Origin of the sequence: Halomonas caseinilytica, from assembly GCF_001662285.1 — a bacterium.
Taxonomy (GTDB): domain Bacteria; phylum Pseudomonadota; class Gammaproteobacteria; order Pseudomonadales; family Halomonadaceae; genus Halomonas; species Halomonas caseinilytica.
Map to the genome: position 1 here is coordinate 277,903 of NZ_BDEO01000006.1, position 15,230 is coordinate 293,132.

The 15,230-nt window shown below is 62.1% G+C and carries 18 protein-coding genes; 9 read left to right on the forward strand and 9 right to left on the reverse strand.

The annotated features are described in order from the left end of the window. Window position 1: 1 nt before the first annotated feature. From HSDC_RS07625 to HSDC_RS07650, 6 genes are all read left to right on the forward strand, one after another. A complete protein-coding gene (locus tag HSDC_RS07625; RefSeq protein WP_064699336.1) occupies window positions 2-739 on the forward strand; it encodes a LamG-like jellyroll fold domain-containing protein in 738 nt (245 codons plus the stop codon). 3 nt (window positions 740-742) lie between these two features. Then, window positions 743-1,231 (forward strand): DUF1833 family protein, encoded by a 489-nt coding sequence (locus HSDC_RS07630; protein ID WP_064699337.1) that lies wholly within the window; start codon window positions 743-745, stop codon window positions 1,229-1,231. A 3-nt stretch (window positions 1,232-1,234) separates the two neighbouring features. Then, on the forward strand, window positions 1,235-1,621 hold the full coding sequence (locus HSDC_RS07635; protein ID WP_064699338.1) for a hypothetical protein: 387 nt from the start codon (window positions 1,235-1,237) through the stop codon (window positions 1,619-1,621). A 10-nt stretch (window positions 1,622-1,631) separates the two neighbouring features. Beyond that, window positions 1,632-4,322 carry a host specificity factor TipJ family phage tail protein gene (locus tag HSDC_RS07640; RefSeq protein ID WP_064699339.1) on the forward strand — a complete coding sequence of 897 codons (2,691 nt, stop codon included), beginning with the start codon at window positions 1,632-1,634 and terminating at the stop codon, window positions 4,320-4,322. Window positions 4,323-4,399: 77 nt separating this feature from the next. Continuing rightward, entirely contained in the window at window positions 4,400-4,816 is a 417-nt protein-coding gene (locus HSDC_RS07645) for a hypothetical protein (protein ID WP_064699340.1), read from the forward strand. Window positions 4,817-5,291: 475 nt separating this feature from the next. Next, window positions 5,292-5,951, forward strand: coding sequence for an SOS response-associated peptidase (locus tag HSDC_RS07650; RefSeq protein WP_064699341.1), 660 nt, complete (start codon window positions 5,292-5,294; stop codon window positions 5,949-5,951). On the opposite strand, the gene HSDC_RS16670 is transcribed toward HSDC_RS07650, so the two are convergent. The 7 genes from HSDC_RS16670 to HSDC_RS07680 form a co-directional block, all read right to left on the reverse strand. Then, window positions 5,948-6,481, reverse strand: coding sequence for a hypothetical protein (locus tag HSDC_RS16670; protein ID WP_137055232.1), 534 nt, complete (start codon window positions 6,479-6,481; stop codon window positions 5,948-5,950). The genes HSDC_RS07650 and HSDC_RS16670 overlap by 4 nt on opposite strands. 88 nt (window positions 6,482-6,569) lie before the next feature. After that, the gene (locus HSDC_RS07655; RefSeq protein WP_064699342.1) at window positions 6,570-7,844 is read right to left on the reverse strand and encodes a Y-family DNA polymerase; all 1,275 of its coding nucleotides are present in this window, start codon (window positions 7,842-7,844) and stop codon (window positions 6,570-6,572) included. After that, complete coding sequence (locus HSDC_RS07660; protein ID WP_064699343.1) at window positions 7,841-8,290, reverse strand: LexA family protein; 450 nt, start codon at window positions 8,288-8,290, stop codon at window positions 7,841-7,843. Before HSDC_RS07660 ends, HSDC_RS07655 begins: the two co-directional genes overlap by 4 nt. Further along, entirely contained in the window at window positions 8,287-8,547 is a 261-nt protein-coding gene (locus HSDC_RS16840) for a DUF1654 domain-containing protein (protein ID WP_064699344.1), read from the reverse strand. The genes HSDC_RS07660 and HSDC_RS16840 overlap by 4 nt, the downstream gene beginning before the upstream one ends. 244 nt (window positions 8,548-8,791) lie before the next feature. Continuing rightward, the gene (locus tag HSDC_RS07670; RefSeq protein WP_064699345.1) at window positions 8,792-9,142 is read right to left on the reverse strand and encodes a hypothetical protein; all 351 of its coding nucleotides are present in this window, start codon (window positions 9,140-9,142) and stop codon (window positions 8,792-8,794) included. After that, window positions 9,139-9,828 carry a hypothetical protein gene (locus HSDC_RS07675; RefSeq protein WP_064699346.1) on the reverse strand — a complete coding sequence of 230 codons (690 nt, stop codon included), beginning with the start codon at window positions 9,826-9,828 and terminating at the stop codon, window positions 9,139-9,141. The genes HSDC_RS07670 and HSDC_RS07675 overlap by 4 nt, the downstream gene beginning before the upstream one ends. Window positions 9,829-9,833: 5 nt before the next feature. After that, a complete protein-coding gene (locus HSDC_RS07680) occupies window positions 9,834-10,130 on the reverse strand; it encodes a hypothetical protein (protein WP_064699347.1) in 297 nt (98 codons plus the stop codon). A gap of 418 nt (window positions 10,131-10,548) precedes the next feature. Here HSDC_RS07680 and HSDC_RS07685 point away from each other — a divergent pair, with 418 nt between their 5' ends. The 3 genes from HSDC_RS07685 to trpC are packed head-to-tail and all read left to right on the forward strand — an operon-like array spanning window position 10,549 to window position 13,000. Then, entirely contained in the window at window positions 10,549-11,133 is a 585-nt protein-coding gene (locus tag HSDC_RS07685; protein WP_064699348.1) for an anthranilate synthase component II, read from the forward strand. Between the two features lie 30 nt (window positions 11,134-11,163). Next, entirely contained in the window at window positions 11,164-12,183 is a 1,020-nt protein-coding gene (gene trpD / locus HSDC_RS07690; protein WP_064699349.1) for an anthranilate phosphoribosyltransferase, read from the forward strand. Between the two features lie 22 nt (window positions 12,184-12,205). After that, window positions 12,206-13,000: an indole-3-glycerol phosphate synthase TrpC gene (gene trpC, locus HSDC_RS07695; RefSeq protein ID WP_064699350.1), complete on the forward strand. Its 795-nt coding sequence runs from the start codon at window positions 12,206-12,208 to the stop codon at window positions 12,998-13,000. Window positions 13,001-13,051: 51 nt separating this feature from the next. Here the strand turns inward: trpC and HSDC_RS07700 are convergent, their stop codons facing one another. Both HSDC_RS07700 and HSDC_RS07705 read right to left on the reverse strand, forming a co-directional pair. Further along, entirely contained in the window at window positions 13,052-14,887 is a 1,836-nt protein-coding gene (locus tag HSDC_RS07700) for a cation:proton antiporter (RefSeq protein ID WP_244534507.1), read from the reverse strand. An 88-nt stretch (window positions 14,888-14,975) separates the two neighbouring features. Beyond that, window positions 14,976-15,176, reverse strand: coding sequence for a DUF2905 domain-containing protein (locus HSDC_RS07705; RefSeq protein ID WP_064699351.1), 201 nt, complete (start codon window positions 15,174-15,176; stop codon window positions 14,976-14,978). Between the last annotated feature and the right edge of the window lie 54 nt (window positions 15,177-15,230).

Below are 15,230 nucleotides of genomic sequence, written 5' to 3' on the forward strand. Positions count from 1 at the left end.
CATGGGCATGATCCTCCGCGCCAACATCGACGCTTCGAACTACGCCAAGAAGGCGGCCAGCAACGTATCGAATGGGCTGAAGCTGATGGGCTTCTTCGATACCTCGATCGATAAAGCCACCCGCGATTTCTCCACCCAGTCCGATGCCAATCTGTCCGAGTCCGGGGATGTCACAGTGGCCAACGATCGTTGCGGTCTCCACGTCTATGACGGCTACCTGCAGACCGACGTGGCCGCCCCGGACAACCTGACCTTGTTCATGGTGATGCGTTTCCCCAACGCCGGGGCGACCACCACGTCCCCCTCGCAACGGGGTGCGCTGTTCTCCAACTGGGAGGGCACCTCGGCGAGCGAGGGTGGCATGCATTTCGGCTATCAACTCAACGACACCATCAACGTAGGGATTGTTCTCGACGGCAACATGCTCAGCATTTTCGGCAATTTCGCCGACCACACACTGTGGCGCCTGGTCGTGGTCACCTATGACAACACGAGCAAGACGCTCCGCCTGCGCTCGCCCACCGACGGTCTCGACGTGAACAACACCGGGACTGGTGAGCCCACAGACAGCGGCAAGCCATTTCGCATCGGCTCCCACTACGCCGGCATTTCGCAAGAAGGGCCCAGCGAGGTATCCCAGTTGCGATTCTACGACCGGGTGCTCACCGAGGACGAGATCACCGAGGTCATCGGTGAGATGCGCCGGTACGAATCCGTGCATAACAACCGCACGGTGTAAGCCATGGAAGACCTGCTCGAAACCGTCTATGCCTCAGCGCTGGAGGGGCATGCCCGCCTCCAGACGTTGGAGATCATCTCGCCCTCGCAGACCAAGCGGATCTGCAGTGGCTACGATGATGTGGTGCTGGGGCTCGAGACCGGCGAGACCGTCGGGTTCCTGGCGTCCGGCATGCAGGTGGCGCTGCCCGATCTCAACGAGAGCGGCCAGCAGCTCCTGACATTTGCCGTCGAGAACCTGACCGGCGAGGTGCAGCAGGGAGTCGATACCGCCTTGGCGGATGGGGTACCGGTCGATGTCATCTACCGCGAGTATCTATCCTCCGACCTCACGGCGCCGGCCAAGCCACCAAACCGGTTCGTGCTCTATGACGCGGATTTCAAGGACGGCCGTGCCGAGCTGACTGCCAGTTTCTTCGACATCATCGCCACCGCGTATCCCCGCGAGCGTTACACCGTCTCGCGTTTCCCGGCCATGAAACACATCGGGTGAGCCATGCATCCTCTGCAACGCTACATGCAGACCCGCTACGAGTATGGCGGGCGAGGCCCCGATGCGTATGACTGCTACGGCCTGGTCCGCGCGGTACGCGCCGAGATCTTCGGCCTGCCGTGGATGCCGCATTACCGATTTGCCGGTGACGACGACAAGCGGGCGATGACCATCGCTGCCCGCCACGCCAATCGCCACCTTACCCCCGGACCACCGGAGCCGGGTGCCATCGCCGAATGCTGGCGCGGTGAGCTCTGCACCCATGTTGCTGTTGTCGTCGAGCTCGACGGTCGGCTGGCCGTGCTCGAGACCGACAAGGGCTCCGGCCCGCGTTGGGATTACCTCGAGGATTTCGAGGCCTGTCACCTCCGCGTGATCTACTACCACTGATGGACCTGATATGGCACTGATTCGCCTCTACCCGTCGGCGCTCCCCGGGGCGCCGATCCGTGAGCAGCAGGTCACGGGAATGACGCTGGACGCCTGGCTGCGCGAGTGCTCGCAGAGCTATCGGCGTTACGACGCCGATCATCATCCCCTGATCGCCGCCGTCAACGACCGGCTGGTGCCGCCGGCACAATGGGGCGAGGTCTGGCTGGGCGCGGATACCACCGTCGAGTTGCGGCCTCAGGCGGCAGGCGGTTCGGCGACCCTGATCGCCGCCGTGGTGGCCGCAGTCGTGTCCGCCGCGGCGGCATTGATGCTCACCCCGTCACTGCCGAGCCAACGCAATAGCTCGACGAAGGGAAGCAAGTTGCTCGAGGTATCCGCCGAGGGCAACCAGGTACGGCTGGGGGATCTGATCCCCGACATCGCCGGCCGGGTCAAAGCCAACCCGGACTACATCGCCGCGACCCGGCGGTATTTCATCGAGCCCAAGAAACAGGCCCTGGACATGCTGTTGTGCGTGGGACTGGGCGAGTACGACATTCAGCCGGATGACATCAAGATCGGCGCGACCCCGGTGACCTCGCTGGGTACGTCAGTGGATCTCAGCGTGTTCGGCCCGGGCGAGGACGTGACCGGCCACGTCGCCCACCAGAACTGGTACAACGCCCCCGAAGTAGGGCCCAGCACGAGTGGCAGCGGCCTGCGCCTCAAGAGCTCGCGGGATCTCCAGAAAACCTGGACCGGCACGCACACCTTCGACGGCACCTCGATCACCACCCCGGAGGGCCCGCCGGATAGCTGGGCTGTGGGAACTCAGTTGACCATCGAGTTGCCCATCGATTTCGACGTGACCGGGGGTGGGACCGAGCCGAATGTGTTTCATGGCTCATTCGCGCATTTCGAGCCTGAGGTCGGCGCGATCATCTATATCCACCAGCCCGGCGACGAGTCTGGTACCGGGCTGCGCGTAACGTCCTACACGCCGGGCTCGCCCGATCAGATGACGCTCGAGGACGGCCTGACCAATGAGCCCATCTCCGATTGGTCTCCGGGTAGCTACAATCGCGTCATTCGCCGCCCCAACTACGCTGATCCCCGCGCGCTGCATGTCATCGAGTCGATCGATTCGGGCGGCGTCACGGTGCGCTACGAGATCGATGGCACGCCGGTCAGCAACTGGGCCGGGTTCCCGGTGGTGACCACCAGCAGCGCCCTGGTCGAGGTGGATGACCAGGAATACACCGGAATCTGGTCGAGCATTTTCCTTGCCTGTCCGGAGGGCGAGACGACCGACACCCTGGAATTCGATCTCTATGCGCCCCAGGGCTTGGGCCACATCGACGGCAGTGATGTGGATCGCGTGCAACGTACGGTCGAGTTCCGCTACCGCGAGCAAGGCACCACGACCTGGACGACAGTGAGCCGGACCGTCGAGGGCGCGACCCGCGATCAGCTCGGCTGGACATTCCGCGAGTCGATCCCGGCGATGACGCCCGAGGTGCAGATGCGCCGCGTCAGCGCGGAAAGCAACGCTACCGATGACATGGACCGGCTCGAGTGGTATGGCCTGCGTTCGCGCCACCCGCATGCCACCAGTTACCCAGGCGTGACCGTGATCGCGCTGACCATCACCGGCAGCGATACCATCGCCAGCCAGACGGAGAACCAGGTCGCGGCGTGGGTGACCCGCAAGTTGCCGCTACGCGAAAACGGTGCTTGGACCTCGCCGCAGCCCACACGCTCGCCGGCGGCGTATGCCATGCACGTGGCCAAAGCGGTGGGCTACACCGACGACAAGCTGCATCTGAGCGAATTCGAGCGCCTGGCGGACCTCTGGGAGAGCCGGGGCGATACCTACAACGCGATGCATCGTGACGACTCGACGGTCAAGGAGGTCATCAACGCGGCGCTCCGCGTCGGGTTCGCCGAGCTGACCATTGACCGGGGACGGATCCGCCCGGTGCGCGACGAGCCGCGTGGCAACTTGCCGCTTCACGGCTACAGTGCCCAGACCATGATCGGTTCACTGGGCCGGCAGACGTCGATGCCGAAACCCGACGACAACGATGGCATTGATGTCACGTACATCGACGAGGGCACCTGGACCGAAGCGACGGTGCCATGCCGCCTGCAGGGCGACCAGGGGATCCGGACGAAGAAGGTGAAGTTCGATGCGGCGATGACCCGGACCCAGGCTTGGCGCCTGGGGATGCGCGAGCGGGCCCGTCTGGAATATCGGCGGACGCGCTTCCAGTTCCAGACCGAGCTGGCGGGACTCAACTCAAGCTACATGAGCCGCTGTGCGATCGCCACGGATGTGCCCGGCTATGGCCAGAGTGCCTGGGTGATGGTGGCCAGGCTGGACGAGCAGGCCGGCACGGTGACGCTCGAGGTGAGTGAAGAATTCGACTGGGTGGACGGCGCGTCGCACGTGATCGCGTGGCGCGAGCCGAATGGCAAGCTCACGTCGCCGTTCCCCGCACAGCCGGGTGCGACGCCGTTCGAGGTGGTGGCCACCACCACCCAGGTGCCGACCGTCCGTGACGACATGGAGCCGCCGTTCGTGCATTTCGGGACGACCGAGAACTGGTCCTGGCAGGCCCTGGTGAAGGAGATCTCGCCGGAGGGCAACCAGGTCAGTATCTCGGCCGTGATCGATGACCCGCGTGTCTACGATCACGACGATGCGGTGCCGCCGTGAACCAGCAGGTCAGGTGGACACTCTGATGCAAATGTCCTATTGGTGATAGGGTTCTCATCGCAAAGGGTGTTCCACGTATGCTCCAACCGAAGATGGTTAAAGAGATTCTGGAGGAAATTGGCAAAGGGGAGTATGTCGGCACTCCGCTTGGCGACCTCTATCGAAAGTTCGTTGGTGAAGATGTTCAGGGAGCTGACGAAAACACCTATAGAAAATTTCTCTACCACATGGATGAGATGTTTGATGCTGGTTTGTTCAAGTGTCGTGACTTGAACGAAAGGCATAGGTGGGGTAAATCAAATGGAATTGGGAATGGGCGAAGTTACACCAATGTCAATTTGCTGCTTACTCCATTAGGTGCTGAGGCTTTGCAAGAACTGAGCAAGCCAAAGGGATTTGAAAAGTTGGTAGAAGGAATGAGAACAGCAGGAACCATGGCTGGGCAGGAGGCACTGAAATATGCCATTAAGTTCATGTTTAATTCTGCCCTGTAGTTTTTTGCTCACAAGGGAGCTGCATAAAACGTGATTGGGACGTGATACGAGAGGTGCTTCTTGTGGTTGAGCTGATCGATCCGGGGGCCGGAGGCCGTCATTCGTATTGCCTTGATCCCGATAAACCTTATGCTGATCAAGTAGAGTCATGCCATTTTTTCATGCTTTAAGACGATGGCATGATAGACGGTATTGACGCTGAATCTGATGACGGCAGGTCCGTGTTGGAGCCTAATCTGACTCTAGCAGGAAGGGATCTGCTCGATTCTATGCGGTAAGAACACCCATCCCATTTCGCTTCCATCGCGAGGTGTGACGGTGATCTCTTACATGCCCTGGGGTGGATCGCTGATAGCAGCTCTCGATAGTCGGGCTATGCTGTTTTGGGTGACGCCCACAGCACGCGACGCACAGGAGTGCGCCGCCGCCAAGGACGGCATGTCGCGTCACCTCCATTCTGCGCTACGCTCCATGCATGTGTGGAAGATTTGCCATCTACTCCCAACCGCCGGAGATCTCCCGTCGTCTCGGGTTGCCTGAGCCCGATGCTGGCTGGGCGGCCCGCTACAACGTCACGCCTGGCACGTGGATTCCCGGCGCGTATCGACCTGACTCGGAGAGCGACCTGGCCCTGGGTCAGCTCTGGTGGGGGTATCGACCGCACTGGGCCACCGGCAATGCGCCCGAGCCCATCAACGCCAAGGTCGAGGGCGTAGCTACCAGCCGCTACTTCAAAGGCGCATTTGCTCGCCACCGCTGCCTGATTCCTGCCGATGGCTGGTATGAATGGCTCTCCGGTCCAGCCGGCAAGCAACCGCACTTCATCTGTCGCGAGGATCGCGAGGTGCTGTGGCTGGCTGGGATCTGGTCAGAGAGGGCGGACGGCGCCCCTGGCTGTGCGATTCTCACCGAACCGGCCAGGGGCCTGGCCGCCGAGGTGCATGATCGCATGCCGCTGGCGCTGGATGACGACAGCATCGAACCCTGGCTCGATCCCGATCTCACGGATCGGGAGGCGATTCGGCATGTCGTTCGACACATCGATGCTGACTCCATCACCCATTGGCCGGTCAGCACGCGGGTCAATCGCCCGGGCAATGATGATGCGACGTTGCTACACCCTGTGTTTCCCTAACGCACTACGCGTATCATTCCAGGAATGCCTTCCTCGGCACCATGAATCGTGAGCAAATTACTCATTTTGTCGACGACTTCTGGTTTGTGAGTTGCAATCCATTTTGCCCATTCTCTTCCAGCTTCAATCATGTCTTCACAAAATTTGTCTATTTGAAGCTGTAGAGTATTGTCGTCTATTCGGTTGTTATGACATTCCCCCCAGCTTGGTGGGATTGTGAAGTGGAATCGTTCAAGCGAGTGCTTGGCCTTATCCTCTAGTTCGCCACCACCCTCGTGGAGGTAGCTGCATCTGAGTCCATAACAATCTTCGTCCGTCAGAAAGGTGTGAACCATTTTTCTAGGGCCGACCTGAGCTGTATACTTATGTGCCAGCCATTCGTTGTACCATCTTTTATATCGGGGACCGACTTTTAGCTCCGGGTGTTCCAGCTTTCCGCATATATCAGGAATTGTTAGGGAGGTTGATAAAGCTCCATACCAGTCTTGGTTTTCCAAGGCTTTCTCGATGGAATTGAAGAATCTTTCCATGGTTCTGCCTGCGCGTTCAAGGGTGGATGTTGATCAAGATGAAATGGCTTTAAAGCATTGGCGCCTACTCACCATCAATCAGTGTAGATTACGCGCGGGCTTCGGGCAGCTCATCCCACCTGGTCGTGTAGCGTGGCGTTCGGTGCTGGCAGCGCAGGTGCCAGGCTGCGTTGGGCCGCGACACGCCGACGGTGACGGTCCCCTTGCCGTGCTCACGATTCAGGCGGTCCAGGGTGGCCATCAGGTTATCCCGTCGCTGGCGCTGGTGGTCGTCCTCCGGCGGGGCCATCAGGTCCAGCTGTTCGGTGCCTTTGTCGCACAGGTCCATCAGCATCACGCCTGCCTTCTGGTACCGGTATCCCTCCCGATAGACCGCGTCGAGCCCGCGTGAGGCTGCCTGCACGATCACTCGACTGTCGTCCGTCGCGCCCGGCAGGGCCACAACGACACCATCCTTGTGCTGGGGCAGGTCGTCACGGAAAGGGTTGGTCCTTAGGAACACCATGACCGCCCGCGCCAGGCTTCCCTGCCTGCGTAGCTTCTCCGCGCCCCGGCTGGCATGGGTCCGCACCGCCTCACGCAGGTCACCCATCTTGCCGGTCAGCCGACCGAAACTGCGGCTCGTCATGATCTCCCGTTTCGGGGTGCTCATGTCGTCGAGCTCGATGCAGTCCCGCCCCCGCAGCTCCCACACGATCCTCTCCATCACGACCGATGTTCTCCCCCGTATCCGCTTCGGGTCGGTCGCCCGCAGATCCCAAGCCGTCTCGATGCCCATCTCGTAGAGCCGGATAGCCATCCGCCCGGCGACGCCCCATACCTCTGTCACGGGCAACTGCTGCAGCAATTCCCGCGTGCTTGGTGCGTCAGGCGGTAGGGTGGCCACACCCTCGGCCCCGGGCGATTTCTTGGCGACGTGGTTGGCCAGCTTGGCCAGCACTTTGCTCGAGCTGAGGCCGACACTCACCGGGATGCCGGTGTCACGGTAGACCTGCTGGCGCATTACCCGGCACCGCTCCTCGAGCGTGTTCTCCGGGAAACCGTGGAACCCCAGGAAAGACTCATCAATCGAGTAGACCTCGACGTCCGGCGTGTGCTGCCCATAGACGGCCGTCACGCGCCGGCTCATATCGCCGTATAGCGCATAGTTGCTCGACAGCAGCACGCACTGGCGTCGGCTCGCTGACGGGATCTCGTGCGCTGGCTGGCCCATGCTGACGCCCAGGTCCTTGATCTCTTGCGACCTGGCGACGACACAGCCATCGTTGTTCGACAGCACGCCGACCGGGCGGCCGCGCAGCCGCGGATCGAAGACACGCTCGCAGCTGACGTAGAAATTGTTGCAGTCGGCGAGGGCGATCACCGTCCGACTCCTGGCGCCAGGGCATGCACGTTGTGCGTCACCACGCCCCAGACCTCGCAGTCGTGCCCGTCCAGGGGCAGGGGAGGGAACGCATCATTGGCTGCGAGCAGATAGGGGCGGTTGCCAATCAGGCCGTAGCGTTTGCACGTCAGCTCGCCGTCGACGCTGGCGATCAGCACCGCCCCGTGGCGTGGCTCGAGCGAGCGATCGACGATCAGCAGGTCGCCATCGTAGATGCCCTGGCCCTGCATGCTGTCGCCCTTGGCGCGCAGGTAGTAGGTCGAGCTGGGGTGGGGGATCAGGTGGGCGACCAGGTCGAGCTCGCCCTCGAGGTAGTCATCGGCGGGCGAGGGGAACCCCGCCCGGACCTCGCCGGCGGCCAACGGCAGGGGCGTGGCCGGTGCCGATTCATCGACCCGGCCCACGATCTCGAGGTGCAGGGTCATGATACGGCCTCCTCCGGATTCCAGCGCAGCCGGATCTGCCCGTCCTCGAGCGGGATCATCGTCAGTTCCTCGACGGTCTCCAGCTCCTCGATCAGACGCTCCCAGTCGTCCTCGCGTTCGTCGTCCTGGCGGGCAATCACCGTGGTTTTCTCGGACTGCGCCGCCGGCGCATTGATCTGGCGCTGGATGCGCATGCCCAGCAGCTCGTAGGAGGAGGGCGGCTGGGGTGCTTGCTGCTTCTTGCCTTTCTTCGCCATGAGATAGTCTCCCTGTCGATGCCTGTGTATATATACAGTATCAACAGAGAGGGCGGGGATGGCAAATGGTAGTGGCGAATTGCGCGGCGGGTTGACGCGACGCCCTGGTTGTTCGATATTGGCAGTGTGCCCGCTGAAAAGCGGCTGGCTGCCGAACAGGCAGCTCAGAAATATCATCCCACGCTATGGATGTCGCTGCTGAATAAGCAGCTGAAAGCCCGCTCAGAAAAGCGGGCTTTCTTTGTTACTGCTCGTCGGCTGGCTTGTAAAGATGAAGGGCCTCGCTGGCGTCCCGCCAGGCGCTTGTCCCGCGCTCTGTAGGAAGCCCCTGTTGCTTGACCCATTCTGGGTAGTCTTCCGCAATCGCCGCGACGCGACGGCGCTCAGCAGCTTTGATGTAGACCCCCTTCGACACCATTGTTTTGACGCGGAGAACAAAGGCTTTGTCTTCTGCCGGAGGTTCGCGCATCACGACGGTGGGCCGTTGGTGCGGGATGCGCTCTATCTCGGGCTGGGCCATGCGGTCGGCCAGCTCGGCACTGGCCTTCTGTATCAGATCGACAAGCTCGGGCTGTGTTAGCTCTGATAGATTCATGACAGGCCCTCCGGTAGGCGCTGGACGCCGAGTCGATGCAGAAGCAGATGCCACATTGCGAAGCTCATGTTCTGCCGATTCTTGCTGTTTTCGCTTGCGGTGTACTTGCGAAACGATGAAGCGTTGACGCCGACCAGGGTGGCAGCTTTCGCTCCGCTGATACCGATGAAGCTGCCGGCGCCGACGATGTGTCGGATCTCCCAAGCCGTGGGCGATCGCCACTCGCTGTCGTCATGCGTCAGCACTTCATCAGGTAGCAGGTCGGCGATCCAGGCGTTGCGTGGCAACTCCTCACGCGCTCGGATCTGAGCATACTCGCTCAATGTAACCGGGGCTGAGTAGAGCCCATCTTCGCTCCGCAGCCAGTAGTCGAAGCGGTCATCAACGAGCCCTGCTGTCATGCCGCCGACGACGCTAGATCCGGCGCGGAATGCGGCTAGCCGTTCGCCGTCACTGTTCACCAGGTCGATGCGGTGGCTGGCCTCGTGGTCTTCGCAAAGTTCAACGACGATCTTTGAGAGCGCGTCGCCCAGCTGCTCAATCACCTGTGACTGGGTGCCTGGGGTAGCCGGCACGCGCTCAACCATCAGGCTAGATCCGTAGTAGATGTCGAACAGTTGCTCGCCCTGGATCCGCCCCGAAGGGCGGATGGTGAAGGGGCCTGTGGTGAACTCTTGCGTCAGCATCGCTCTCACTCCTCGTCGTAGATGATCTGTTCTTCGATGTCGCAGTAGAAGCGTTGCATCTTCTCACCCTTCATCGGGTCGCCCGCTGTGAACTCTTTACCCTTGCCGGTGACGGTATAGGTGCGGATCTTCTTGCCGGACGGGTGCCCCTCGAGGCCGATGCGCTTCATCTTCTTTGTTTGCTCCCGAGCGTCGAAGCGGATCTCTTTTGTGTATGTGAAGCCAATTTCAATAGAGCCGGCTTCGGCTTCGATGTAGCGAGTGCCGTTCTGAGCGATGCCGGTTTCGAATTCGGTAGTCATGTCGTCTTCTCCTTGGAGGTTCAGGACTGGCCCTGTGCCGTCCTGGTGATTCTTATACTAGCTCCATTGGAGCTAGTATGCAAGAAAAAATTTCTGGCACCTGCTACGGGGCACCATATTTCAGCCACTCTGGGGGATGCAGAGCTGCGGGCAGGACGCTACCTTGACACAACCCAACGAGCGCGAGCACTATGGCGGCATGAACGTACCAGATCAGACACTCAGTCCCATGAAGTGGTGGCGCTCCTAAAGCGGGGCGGCACGCTTGCGACTGTAGAAAATGCCGCCGCCAGGGCGGCATTTTTGTGTCTATAGTCCCTGCACGGCTGGCCACCCATTAAGAACGACCTGGGTAATATCCTGGGTAACAAATTGCGACGCACAACGTTCAAGCCAATTGGAACAGGAAGTTACAGCCATGTCTGTGCTGATGATCGATAACTACGACAGCTTCACCTTCAACATCGTCCAGTATCTTGGCGAGCTGGGGGCGGAGGTGGTCACCCATCGTAACGATGCCATCAGCGTGGCGGAGATCGAGGCGCTGTCACCCAGTCATCTGGTGATCTCGCCCGGCCCCTGCACACCCAATGAGGCGGGAATCTCCATGGAAGCCGTTCGCCACTTTGCCGGCCGACTGCCGATCCTTGGCATCTGCCTGGGGCATCAGGCCATCGGCCAGGTGTATGGCGGCGAGGTGCGGCGCGCGCCCCAGGTCATGCATGGCAAGACGTCGCGCATCCGTCACGATGGCCGTGGCGTGTTTGCCGGGCTCGAGGATCCTCTGGAGGTTACCCGCTATCATTCCCTGGTGGTGGCGCGAGAGGGACTGCCGGAGTGCCTGGAGGTGACCGCCTGGACCGATGAGGATGATGTCACGCCGGGATTGATCATGGGGCTTCGTCACCGGGAGCTCGACATCGAAGGGGTGCAATTCCATCCCGAATCCATCCTGACGCGCCAGGGCCACGAGCTTCTGGCCAACTTTCTCGAGCGTCGCTGAATGCTGCCACAGCCAAAGGAGAAGACGGCCATGCAGATGCGGGAAGCCCTCGGTGCCCTGATGCGCCACGAGAGCCTGAGCTTCGACCAGACCCATGCGTTGATGCGCGATATCATGACGGGAGAGGCCAGCGATGCCCAGATCGCCGCTTTCCTGATGGGCATGGCGATGAAGGGCGAGTCTGCCGAGGAGATCAGCGCTGCCGCCCAGGTGATGCGCGAGCTGATGAAGCCGGTGACGCTGAATGCCGAGAACGTGGTGGATATCGTCGGTACCGGAGGCGATGGTGCCAACCTGTTCAACGTTTCCACTGCCTCCAGCTTCGTGGCCGCCGCTGCTGGCGCCCATGTCGCCAAGCACGGCAACCGAGGCGTTTCCTCGTCCTCGGGCAGTGCCGACCTGTTCTCCGTGGCAGGCATTGGGCTGGATCTCTCTCCCGACCAGGTCGGACGGTGTATCGAAGAGGTGGGCGTCGGCTTCATGTTCGCGCCGAACCATCATCCGGCCATGCGCCATGCCGTCGGGCCGCGTCGCGAGATGGGGGTGCGCACTCTGTTCAATATTCTCGGGCCGCTGACCAACCCGGCCGGAGCGCCCAATCAACTGCTGGGCGTCTACGATCCCTCCCTGGTGCCGCTGATGGCGGACGTCATGCGGCGTTTGGGCAGCGAGCACGTGATGGTCGTGTGGGCCGAGGACGGGCTCGATGAAATATCCCTTGCCGCCCCGACGCAGGTGGCTGAACTCAAGGACGGCGAGATCAGGGAGTACACCATTGCCCCCGAGGACTTCGGTATCGAGCGTCAGTCGCTCGAGGCGCTGAAGGTTCAGACGGCCGAAGACAGCCTGCGCCTGGTCGAGCAGTCCCTGGTAGGCGATGGTCCGGCGGCGGACATCGTGGCGCTGAACGCCGGCGCGGCGCTTTATGCTGCCGGCGTGTCCGACACGCTCAAGGAGGGCGTGGCCATGGCGCAGGATGCCCAGGCGTCCAAGCTGCCTCTGGAGAAACTCAAGGAACTGGCCAACTTCACGCGCGTCTTCGCCCAGTAGGGTCATTGTCCCGGAGCATGTTATGACCACACCGACCATTCTGACTCGCATCCTGGCTCGCAAGGCTGAGGAAGTGACCGAGCGTCGCCGGGCCGTGCCCGAATCCGAACTGTTGGCCCGAGCGAAGGAGATGAGCGAGCCTCGCGGTTTCATCACCGCTCTGGAGGCTCGCATGCGAGATGGCGATCCGGCCGTGATTGCCGAAATCAAGAAAGCCTCGCCCTCGCGAGGCGTGATCCGTGAGGACTTCCGTCCCGCCGAGATTGCCAAGCGTTACGCCGCTGGAGGTGCGGCCTGTTTGTCGGTGCTCACCGACGCCGACTTCTTCCAGGGTCACGAGGACGATCTCATCGCGGCCCGCGAGGCCTGTTCGCTACCGGTGATTCGCAAGGATTTCATCACTCATGGCTATCAGGTCAGCGAGGCCCGCGCCATCGGTGCCGACTGCATCCTGCTGATCGTGGCCGCCCTGGACGATGCGCGTCTGGCCGATCTGCATCGCCAGGCCAGCGAGCTCGGCATGGACGTGCTCGTCGAGGTGCACGATGCCCATGAGCTGGAGCGGGCACTGGCCCTAGAGCTCTCCCTGGTGGGCATCAATAACCGCGACCTGCACACCTTCGAGACCCGTCTGGAGACGACCCTGGATCTGCTCGACCGCCTGCCGGCCGGCGTGACGGTGGTCACGGAATCGGGTATCCATACCCGCGACGATGTTCTGCGCATGCGGGAGCACGACGTCCACGGTTTCCTGGTGGGCGAGGCCTTCATGCGCGAGGAAGACCCGGGGGAGTCGCTGCGCCGGCTGTTCTTCTAGGCGCTTGGCTACCGGACGAGCCGACCCGCCTCCGTGGTCGGCTCGTCCGGCTCAGGACATCAAGGGGGTGTCGAACGCCGGGGAATCGGCGAACACCAGGCTGACCAGTGTATCGCCGCGTTTGGGCGCCAGCCCGTTTTCCGCGGTGGCCAGGCGTAGCCGACCGGATTGGCTGATGCTGAGCAAGGGCAGCCAGCGCCCGTCATGTCGACGGCGCTGTCCCTCCAGGCGAGTCTTTTCGTCGAAGCGCACGCGCTGCAGCTCGCCGCCTTCGGCGACCAGGCGCGAGAGCCGGGCATAGGTCACGTCGCGGCCGAACAGTAGCGGCAGATGGCTCAGGGCCTGTCCATGGGGACGATTGGCGCTGCGGCCTTCATCCACGGCCAGCCGGAATACCCGGTCGCGTCCCAGCAGATGCTCGAAATGCAGCGCCGCCAGGTCGTTGAGTTCACGATAGGGCGAAAGGGGCAGCAGATAGCCGATGTTGCTGAGCTCCAGATGCTGGGCGGCGTGCTCCGATAGAGGATCGCCGTAGTAGGTGGTCAGCCCCAGTGCCTTGGCTTCCTGGATCGCGTCCCAGTTACTGTCCGTCAGCACCACGCTGACTCCCGCGGAACGCAATTGCTGGCCGATCTGTCGCGCTACCGGATTGGCACCGATGATCAGCACGCCGTCCGGCGAGGGGCGACGTACGCCCAGCCAGCCTGCCAGGGGGCGCGACAGCAGGCTCTGACCCACCACCGTGCTGATGATGACCAGGAAGGTCACCGGCACCAGCATCTCGGCCCCGGGCATGCCGATCTCCTCCAGGCGAATCGAGAACAGCGACGCCGTGGCGGCGGCCACGATGCCGCGTGGCGAGATGAAGGCGAGCAAGGCCTTTTCGCGGATATCCAGCTGACTGCCCAGGGTGCAGACCCAGACCATCAGCGGGCGTGCGACGCCCAGCAGCACGAACAGGAAGGCCCAGGCCGGCCAGCCCAGCAGGGCCAGCTGGTCCACGGTGAGTCGTGCGGCCAGCAGAATGAACAGGCCCGAGATCAGCAGCACCGAGAGGGTTTCCTTGAACTCGATGATGGGACGGGTCGGCACGCCGCGCATATTGGCCAGCCAGGCGCCCATGACCGTGACCGTCAGCAGCCCCGACTCGTGAAACAGCAGGTTGGAGATCGAGAACAGCGTCAGCATCATCATCAGGGTGCCGAAGCTGTGCAGCTGGCGAGGCAACCAGTGTCGGCGCAGTATCAGCCCCCAGAGGTAGCCGCCGCCAATTCCCAGACCGAAGCCGATCAGGGCCGTCTTGCCGAACAGCACCAGGGTGTGGGTGGCAGCGCCCGTCGCGCCTGAGCCCAGGGCGACGTATTCATAGACCAGCACGGCGCCGATGGCACCGACTGGATCGATCAGGATGCCTTCCCAGCGCAGTATCTGGGTCAGGTGCTGACGGGCCCCTAGGGTCTGGAGCATGGGCAGGATCACGGTCGGACCGGTGACCACCAGCAACGCGCCCAGTACGCTGGCCATCTCCCACGACAGCGACAGCAGCAGGTGAGCGGCGACGGTGCCGATCACGGCGGTGATCAAGGCACCCCAGGTGACCAGGCGTCGCACCGTGCGGCCATGGCCGCCCAGTTCGCGGAAATCCAGTGTCAGGCTACCCTCGAAGAGGATGACCGCCACGGCCAGCGAGACCAGCGGAAACAGCAGCTCGCCGAACATGGCGTCGGGGTCGAGCAGCCCTGTGACAGGGCCGGCGGCAATGCCGGCGACCAACAGCATCAGAATGGCTGGCAGCTTCAGCTGCCAGGCAAGCCATTGGCAGATCAGCGCCAGCAGGCCGATCATCGCCAGGTCGAAGCCGGCATGCTCCATGAGGGTGCGCTCCATCGGTTCGAGGTTCATCGAAGGGCGCGCAGCCTAGCGTCGGAAACTCGTACATGCAATCCATTGACGCGATGAAGTGCCTCAATGTCGATCAACGATGGAACCACCAGAGCACGAAGGAAAGCACCAGGCTGATCAACAGCATGGTGGTGATCGGGAAATACAGGGTCAGATTTTCACGCCGGATCACGATATCTCCCGGCAATTGCCCCAGTGGTAACTTGCCGAGCCAGGGCCAGAACACCCCGGCGACGACCAGCAGTAACCCGATGATGATCAGTGTCCGAGACATCGCTCTCCTTCACTCCCGGGTGGCCTGTTGCAATGCCGCCAGCAGCCCCTGGAG